Here is an 8,367-nt window from a genome sequence, read left to right as displayed (position 1 = left end):
TTATAAAATCCAGTTACAGTAATAGTCAAGAATTAACAGCGGATAATTTAACTGATAACTTATCTATTATCCCAAAATCTGTATATTTTATAGACAATCAAACAACTACATCCTGATAGCGTAGCGTGGCGTTAGCCATAAATCCTCTAATCCTGGATATCCTGATTCAGACAAAATAATGTATAATACATTTATGCTTTAATGATAGATACATAAAAATTATCTCAATTGATTATGACTAATATCACAATCTCTAACCTTGATGATGATCTGCAAAATCAGTTACAAAAACGAGCAGAAAAACATGGACATTCCCTAGAACAAGAAATTACAGAAATTCTCCGTCTTGTTCTCACAGAAAATCCTAAAAATCCTATCAATTTAGCAACTCTAATTGAAAACCGTTTTGCCAATTTTGAAGATTTGGAATTACCAGAAATAGAGAGAGAAGCGATTCGCACAGTGTCAATATTTGCAGATTAGAAAATGATTATTCTTGATACAAACGTCATTTCCGAACTAATGAAAACTCAAAAATCAGCAATAGTTCGTGAATGGGTAGCAGCACAACCTTTAATGAGTTTGTTTACTACAACAATTACTCAAGCAGAAATTCTCTATGGTATTGCTTTACTTCCAGAAGGAAAACGACGAGAAGAACTCAGTCAAACAGCACAACTAATGTTTTCTGAAGATTTCGCTGGACGAGTTCTAGCTTTTGATCAAAATGCTGCTGTAGCATTTGCTTATATTGCATCTCAACGACGAAAAAATGGTACTCCAATTTCTCAACCTGATGCTCAAATTGCTGCTATTTGTTACACTCATAAAGCAACTATAGCAACGCGCAATGTTACTGATTTTGAAGGATGTGGTATTTCTATTATTAATCCTTGGAAACCTGAATCAATATATTAGTAAGTCGTAGCTTAGATTAAGGAAAGCAACCCAACATAATAAAAATATCTGATTCAGACAATAAACATCTTAATCAAAAATAGAAATTACTTTAATACCAATTACTTTGTGCATAGGCTTTGTTTTTTTCTCAGTAGTAGTTATAATCATTCTTGTTTACCTTGGATTCCACCCCTACGATCAGCTAATTCTTTTTCTATTTCATCTGCATTTAATAAAGGTTTACCAGATGCAACAATTTTAGAGCGAATTTCTCGCAAACGTTCCCCCAAAGGCGGTTTTTTTGCAGTGGTTTTCAATTGCATAAATTCTACAAATTTTAAGACTTCCTGTTGTTTATCCTGGGGTAATGATCGCCACTTTGTTAATAATTCTTGTTCTGAAATCATTGATCTTTACCTAATTCTGTTAATTATCTTAAACCTTATTTTTAATAATAGCAAATCTCACATCCAATTAAACCATGATTTTATACATTTTGAGACAGGTATATTTTGGTGAAAGTTTCTGATTGATACTTCCGTTTGGATAAATGTTTTACGCGATAAAACAGGAGTTGCACGTCAAAATCTCCAGACACTTATAAAAGATGAAAATGTCTTTCTGACTCGATTTACCCAAATGGAATTATTACAAGGTTGTCGAGATGAAAGGGAGTGGATATTATTGCAAACCTACCTGCAAGAACAAGACTATCTTGAAGCAACTGATAATACTTGGGTTTTCGCTGCACGAATTTATTATGATTTACAAAGACAAGGGTTAACTGTTAGAATTAGTATAGATTGTTGTATTGCCCAAATAGCAATAGAAAACCAGCTAACCCTAATTCATAATGATCGTGATTTTGAAACGTTTATGAAATTTCGATTTTGAAATTTTACAACTCTATAATATTTTGTTTCTCGATTTATATATATGAGCGCACACTTTTCCACTCATATCATAAGCATACCTAAAACTCGAAACTCTGTCAAGCCCCCTAGCTGAAATCACCAAAACTCGTTAAAATATTGATAAAATTCTCAATAATAATGAGAATAGACTCCCATTAGTTGAGAAAGTCCTTTTTTCAAAAATCCCATACAAATAACTTATAGTTTAATCACAAGACTCCCAACTTCTTTGATTAATCTGGTGATTTATCAATAGTATTGCAAAAGTCAGATCCCCGACTTCTCTAAGAAGTCGGGGATCTTGTTGTTATTTATGTATAATCAAGATGCCCCTAGGGGGGATTTTCAGTTATGATACTCTAGATAAGTAAAGTTTAGTAACAAATATTAAAAACTTTGATTAATCATACATTTCCTTGCTATCCAGCTACTAACCCGACGTTAGATATTGATGACAGCCTTAAAAATCCTTCTTTACCAAACTTTATCTCTTCCCGACAAAGTTGGTTAATATTTTTAGCATCAGGATTTTTAGTATCAGTACCAGTGTTCATGGAAGCACCATTAGTGCGCTCATTTCCTACTCTTAGCGTATTAATGACAGGCTTTTGGGTGTGGATCAGTATTAGATTAATGTCACGTCCCCAAACCTATCTGTGGGGAGATTTACTTTTTGGATTTAGCTGGACTTGGTTAACAGGCGCAATTTATTGGGGTTGGTTAAGATATGAACCAATCTGGCATATACCTATAGAAGCACTAGGATTACCCTTTGCTGTGTGGTGTTTAGCGAAAAATTGGGGTAAAGTCGGCAATTGGTTTTACCTCGGTTCTTTACTAGGAACGGTTTTAACCGATATTTATTTTTATTTAGTGGATTTGATGCCTTATTGGCGACAAATTATGAGAACAGATCCATCTGGTGCTTCACAAATCTTACAGAATGCCCTAACACAAGTCCAAACACCCTGGGGACAAGCCTGGGCAATCATTCTTGCTCTCATTCTGATGACTGTAGGAACAGCTTCTTTACTGAATAAGCAATGTCATTGGTATGCCTTTGGCGGCGCAGTTTTGAGTACAATCCTAGTAGACAGTCTCTTCTTATTAGCAGCAGTTCTGGCGTGAAATTCCCATGAATTTAGGTAAACACCGAAAAATGGGCGCAAAGGTGATATCAGGTCAGATTTTTGGCAAAAGTCAAATCAAACCAAATAGTCGTAAATATTATGGATATTGATCCGCTGTATATTAGTTTTTGATGACTGTTGTGCAAACTCTCAAGCTGAAACCATGAAGCTAAACCATGAAGAAACCAGGATCAAGTTAGAAAATAAACTGCTCTAACACCCTTAAACTTCCGGCTTATGCCCTAAAGTTCATAGCTTTTGGCTGCAAAATTTTATTATTCCTTGAAAAAAAGAGGTAAAAATCGTGAAAGCATTGGTGCGTTTATTCAGTGTATTTACATTGTTGCTAGGTTGTTGGGGAATGTTGGGAACTACCCAAACAGCCCAAGGTACTGGCTTCAACAGCTTTGTGGGAAATCAAGTCCCCGTTTTAGCAATTGCCCGCCAAAACAAAGCAGATCAGAAGTTGGCAACAGAGTTTGGCAAGAAAATTGATTTGAACAATACCAATATGCGGGCTTTCCAAGATTTTCCTGGACTTTATCCCACCTTGGCTAAGAAGATTGTCGCTAATGCTCCCTACGAAAAAGTAGAAGATGTATTAAATCTGCCAGGATTGACCGATAGCCAAAAAGAACGTTTGCAAGCTAACTTAGCAAACTTTACAGTTACAGAATTAGAGCCTAACTTCAATGAAGGGGACGACCGTATTAATAACGGTATCTACAGATAACTAAGGATTGGGAATTGGGAATTGAAAACATATTCCCAATTACCCATACCCTAAGTTGAGATCTTAAATTTTGGGCTGTAAATCCCAAAAATCATCCAAATCACAAAAATCATAGTTATCCCTTGCCTGATATAAATATTCCTAACCAATTTGATGTTTTAGTAGTCGGTGCCGGTGCAGCAGGACTATATACAGCCCTATGTCTACCCACATCCTTACGAGTCGGCTTAATTACTAAAGAAACAGTTTCCCTATCCGCCAGTGATTGGGCGCAAGGTGGCATAGCCGCAGCCGTAGCCCCAGAAGATTCGCCACAACTGCATATTGAAGACACATTAAAAGCAGGTGCTGGTTTATGCGACATCGCCGCTGTCAAATTCCTCGCCGAACAAGCCCCCAGTTGTATTCAATCCCTGGTTAACTTAGGCGTAGCGTTTGATCGTCATGACAGTAACTTGGCTTTAACCCTCGAAGCAGCCCATTCTCGTCCTCGTGTGCTTCATGCCGCCGATACCACCGGCAGGGAAGTTACCACCACCCTTACAGATCAAGTCCTGCGTCGTCAAAATATTCAAGTAATTCAGCAAGCTTTGGCTTTGAGTTTATGGATAGAACCGCAAACCGGTCAATGTTTGGGAACTAGCCTATTTTATCAAGGTAAAATTACCTGGATTAGAGCCAGGGCTGTGATTTTAGCTACTGGGGGCGGTGGTCAAGTATTTGCCCAAACCACTAACCCAGAGGTAAGTACAGGTGATGGTGTAGCCATCGCTTGGCGGACAGGTGCAATTCTGCGGGATTTAGAATTTGTCCAGTTTCATCCCACAGCCCTAAGTAAACCAGGACGTTTCCTGATTAGTGAAGCTGTGCGTGGAGAAGGGGCGCATCTTGTGGATGATACTGGGCGACGTTTTGCCTTTGATTACCACCCAGCAGGGGAACTAGCACCGCGAGATGTGGTTAGTCGAGCTATTTTCAGTCATTTACAAAAAACGGCTGCTGACCCGGCTACAGCGAATGTCTGGTTAGATATGCGCCCCATTCCCGCTGACAAAATTCGCCACCGTTTCCCGAATATCATCGCTGTTTGTCGTCATTGGGGGATTGATGTCTTTACTCAACCCATTCCTGTGTCACCTGCTGCCCATTATTGGATGGGTGGTATTCTCACAGATGTCATGAATGCCACGAATATTCCCGGTTTATATGCCATTGGAGAAACTGCCAGTACGGGGGTACATGGTGCTAATCGTTTAGCCAGTAATTCGTTGTTGGAATGTATTGTCTTTGGGGCGCAAATGGCTAATGTTGACTATGGAAAATTGCAACTGGGAAAACAGGAATCTGCTAACATTATTGAAACTGAGAATTTGGAAGTTAACCCATCTCTAATTGAGTGGGAAAATCAACAAAGACAATTAGCAGAAATTCGCCAAAATTTACCCCGTGTAGTTTGGCAAAGTGCAGGTATTTGTCGAGAAAAATCCAGTTTAGAAAATGCTATTTCTCAAGTTGCATCTTGGCAAGAAGACTTTGCGGCTTTATCTTTAAGTCAATTATTATTGAGTTTAAAACCAACACAATCAGTTAATTTTCAACAACCACAAATTGAAAAGGAATTACGGCTTTGGGCAGAAACTCGTAATTTATTAGATGTGGCGGAATTAATTCTGAAAAGTGCTGTTTTTAGAACGGAAAGCCGGGGTGGACATTACCGTTTAGATTATCCCCAAACTGATCCAAATTGGCAATTTCATACTCTTGTTCAAAACCAACAATGGTGGATAAGTAATAGGTGATATCATTTATTATTACTTGTCGCTTAGTACATTTGAGTGGATCTCATTCAAGTGCATACTAGTATAGTATATCTCTATCAGGAATATGAAAAAATCCTGATTTTGTCATGAAATCATATTTTTACTGGTTATGTCATCAAATATTAATTTATTTTTCTTGTTAGCATCATTCATTAAATATTAATTTATTCGTAATTAAAATATCTTTTTGCATTACCAACTCATAGTAATAATTAACAAAGCGGAATAACTGATAATTTCAAATTATTGAATTTGCAAATATTGACAAAATTACTTTGTCAGAGAAAATATAACTATTTTTGGGGCTTAAATACTTATGTCACTTGATGTTTCTGCGGACTTTTCATCTCAAAAAAAAATCAATTATACTGCCATTTCCCAAACCAATGCCTTTCAAGATCCCACTGATAATAAGATAATTTGGGGTAGTCATAGTTCTTCTTCCCAAGATAATTTAGCAGCAACCGCATCTGTTGCTACTAATAGTAGTTATAACTCAACAAATGGCTATGGCTTGGTGAATGCTGGATTAGCAGTCAGTAAAGCCGCAGGTGTTAGTCCCTATGCAGACGTTCCTAATGTGGGTGGGAATAATTGGGGAGCGGATCTGATCAAAGCTCCCACAGCCTGGAATAATGGATATACAGGACAAGGAACTATTGTTGCCGTACTAGATACAGGCGTAGACTACAACCATCAAGACTTAAAAAATAATATTTGGAGTAATAACAAAGAAATAGCTGGTAATGGGATAGATGATGATAGTAACGGCTATATTGACGATGCTCAAGGCTGGAATTTTGATAGTAGCAATAACAATGTCCTAGACAACAATGGTCATGGGACTCATGTTTCTGGAACTATAGCCGGAGAAAATAACGGCATTGGAGTCACCGGCATTGCCTATAACTCCAAAATTATGCCAGTCAAAGTCCTAGATGCCAACGGCTCAGGTTCTTACTCAAATATCGCCAAAGGCATTTATTACGCAGTTGATAATGGCGCAAATGTCATTAATCTCAGTCTAGGAGGTAATTCCTCTAACAATACTCTCAAGTCAGCCATTGAATATGCCAGCAGCAAAAACGTCATCGTTGTTATGGCAGCCGGTAATAATGGTGACTCAATGCCATCCTATCCCGCCCGCTACGCCTATAATTCAGGAATTGCTGTAGGTGCAGTGGATCAAAATAATAAGCTTGCGGACTTTTCCAACCGTTCTGGTTCTCAAGAAATCACCTATGTCACTGCCCCAGGAGTTAATATTTACTCCACAATACCCAATAATCAATATGCCAACTACAATGGCACTTCTATGGCAGCCCCTCACATTGCTGGTGTTGTCGCTCTCATGCTCAGTGCTAACCCTAAGCTAACTGAAAGCCAAGTCCGCCAAATTATTACCAGCACATCTGCAAATAGCACTAATCCTTCAGAGCCAACAAAACCTTCAGAACCGGGGTTGAAAATGCCGTCTTTATTCCCCCCTCTAGACGGCAAGTCCTAGAGAATCTATGGCTTGAAGCCACTGAGAGTGTTAATCAAATCCTATTGCTTTCGCAACGGCTTTAATGTCCGCCGGAATACCCTGTTTAAATTGGGCGTGACTGTGTTTAATGGCTGTATCTGGGTCTTTTAAACCATTACCAGTGAGGACACAGACTACCGTTGCCCCGGTGGGAACTTCGTCTTTTACCTGTAACAAACCGGCGACAGAAGCCGCGCTGGCAGGTTCACAGAAAATCCCTTCCGATGATGCTAATAGTCGGTAAGCGTCGAGAATTTCCTCGTCAGTGACAGAACGAAAACTGCCTTGGCTGGCTGTTTGAGCGGCTATGGCTTTATCCCAACTGGCGGGATTACCAATTCTAATGGCTGTGGCTATGGTTTCCGGATGTGCCACTGGTTGACCATTTACTAAGGGTGCAGCCCCAGCGGCTTGGAAACCCATCATTTTCGGCAAGCGATCGCATTTACCATCTTGATGGTATTGACAAAAACCCATCCAATATGCTGTAATATTGCCCGCATTTCCCACGGGAATACATAACCAATCGGGGGCATCACCCAAGGCATCAACAACTTCAAAAGCTCCAGTTTTTTGCCCTTCTAACCGGTAGGGGTTGACAGAATTTACCAAAGTGATGGGATATTGATCTGCCATTTCCCGGACAATTTCCAGGGCGCGGTCAAAATTTCCTTGAATAGCCAGGACTTCAGCCCCATAAAGTAACGCTTGGGCTAATTTACCTAAAGCCACATAGCCATCAGGAATCAACACAAAGGGTTTCATTCCCCCCCGTCTAGCATAGGCAGCGGCAGCGGCGGAGGTATTACCAGTGCTGGCACAAATCACAGCCTTAGCACCTGCTTCTGCTGCTTTAGAAATTGCCATGGTCATCCCCCGGTCTTTGAAGCTACCAGTGGGGTTAAGTCCATCATATTTGACATACACCTTCACCTGTCTGCCAATACGTTCAGCGATCGCTGGCACGGGAATCAAAGGTGTGTTACCCTCCAACAAAGTCACCACCGGGGTTTTTTCGCTGACAGGCAAGTATTGACGATAGGCTTCTATCAGCCCTGGCCAGGGTTGGCAATGAGATTTAGCAGCAGACAGGCTCAAAGTCACAGGATTCAAAACTTCTTAATTAAGGATTTAGGATTGGGAATGCTCTTGATATAAGTATCCCACTTTTCAAGTCTATATGTTAGTTGCGGAACACCGTCACAATGATCGGAGTCTTTTATCACTACATTTGTAACCGATTAGAGTATATGTTGACACTCTCAGGGAAGACAGCCACTGAGATTCTACTGACAGAATTAGATTAAAGGTTTAGCCTAATCTAATCTCGCTGCGACCGTCA

At 39.6% G+C, this 8,367-nt stretch carries 8 protein-coding genes and 1 pseudogene; 7 read left to right on the top strand and 2 right to left on the bottom strand.

Annotated elements, in window-relative coordinates; translation table 11 throughout:
* Positions 1-234: 234 nt before the first annotated feature.
* Together AN490_RS14060 and AN490_RS14055 are read left to right on the top strand one after the other, a co-directional pair.
* Positions 235-483 (top strand): plasmid stability protein, encoded by a 249-nt coding sequence (locus AN490_RS14060; RefSeq protein WP_015081136.1) that lies wholly within the window; start codon positions 235-237, stop codon positions 481-483.
* A 3-nt stretch (positions 484-486) separates the two neighbouring features.
* The gene (locus tag AN490_RS14055; RefSeq protein ID WP_300004354.1) at positions 487-918 is read left to right on the top strand and encodes a type II toxin-antitoxin system VapC family toxin; all 432 of its coding nucleotides are present in this window, start codon (positions 487-489) and stop codon (positions 916-918) included.
* 146 nt (positions 919-1,064) lie between these two features.
* Here AN490_RS14055 and AN490_RS14050 read toward each other — a convergent pair whose 3' ends face one another.
* Positions 1,065-1,307, bottom strand: coding sequence for a hypothetical protein (locus AN490_RS14050; RefSeq protein WP_300004351.1), 243 nt, complete (start codon positions 1,305-1,307; stop codon positions 1,065-1,067).
* A 118-nt stretch (positions 1,308-1,425) separates the two neighbouring features.
* Between AN490_RS14050 and AN490_RS14045 the strand changes: the two genes are divergently transcribed.
* The 5 genes and pseudogenes from AN490_RS14045 to AN490_RS14025 form a co-directional block, all read left to right on the top strand.
* Positions 1,426-1,794 carry a PIN domain-containing protein gene (locus AN490_RS14045; RefSeq protein ID WP_366925043.1) on the top strand — a complete coding sequence of 123 codons (369 nt, stop codon included), beginning with the start codon at positions 1,426-1,428 and terminating at the stop codon, positions 1,792-1,794.
* A gap of 416 nt (positions 1,795-2,210) precedes the next feature.
* Entirely contained in the window at positions 2,211-2,942 is a 732-nt protein-coding gene (locus tag AN490_RS14040; protein WP_300004348.1) for a DUF3120 domain-containing protein, read from the top strand.
* 306 nt (positions 2,943-3,248) lie between these two features.
* Positions 3,249-3,677 (top strand): photosystem II complex extrinsic protein PsbU, encoded by a 429-nt coding sequence (psbU, locus tag AN490_RS14035; RefSeq protein ID WP_300004346.1) that lies wholly within the window; start codon positions 3,249-3,251, stop codon positions 3,675-3,677.
* Between the two features lie 122 nt (positions 3,678-3,799).
* Complete coding sequence (gene nadB, locus AN490_RS14030; RefSeq protein WP_300004342.1) at positions 3,800-5,476, top strand: L-aspartate oxidase; 1,677 nt, start codon at positions 3,800-3,802, stop codon at positions 5,474-5,476.
* A 337-nt stretch (positions 5,477-5,813) separates the two neighbouring features.
* A pseudogene (locus AN490_RS14025) lies at positions 5,814-6,947 on the top strand (S8 family peptidase); the annotation flags it as partial.
* 87 nt (positions 6,948-7,034) lie between these two features.
* Here AN490_RS14025 and thrC read toward each other — a convergent pair.
* A complete protein-coding gene (gene thrC / locus AN490_RS14020) occupies positions 7,035-8,129 on the bottom strand; it encodes a threonine synthase (protein ID WP_213710491.1) in 1,095 nt (364 codons plus the stop codon).
* Positions 8,130-8,367: the final 238 nt, after the last annotated feature.

It is taken from the genome of Anabaena sp. AL09, assembly GCF_001672255.1.
In the GTDB taxonomy this organism is placed as follows: Bacteria; Cyanobacteriota; Cyanobacteriia; order Cyanobacteriales; family Nostocaceae; genus Dolichospermum; species Dolichospermum lemmermannii.
The sequence above is the reverse complement of the archived record's forward strand: the minus strand, read 5'-3'. Positions and strand labels throughout refer to the sequence as shown.

Coding starts and splice junctions, on each gene's coding strand:
- AN490_RS14060 (WP_015081136.1), top strand. CDS start 235: ATGACTAATATCACAATCTCTAACCTTGATGATGATCTGCAAAATCAG.
- AN490_RS14050 (WP_300004351.1), bottom strand. CDS start 1,307: ATGATTTCAGAACAAGAATTATTAACAAAGTGGCGATCATTACCCCAG.
- AN490_RS14055 (WP_300004354.1), top strand. CDS start 487: ATGATTATTCTTGATACAAACGTCATTTCCGAACTAATGAAAACTCAA.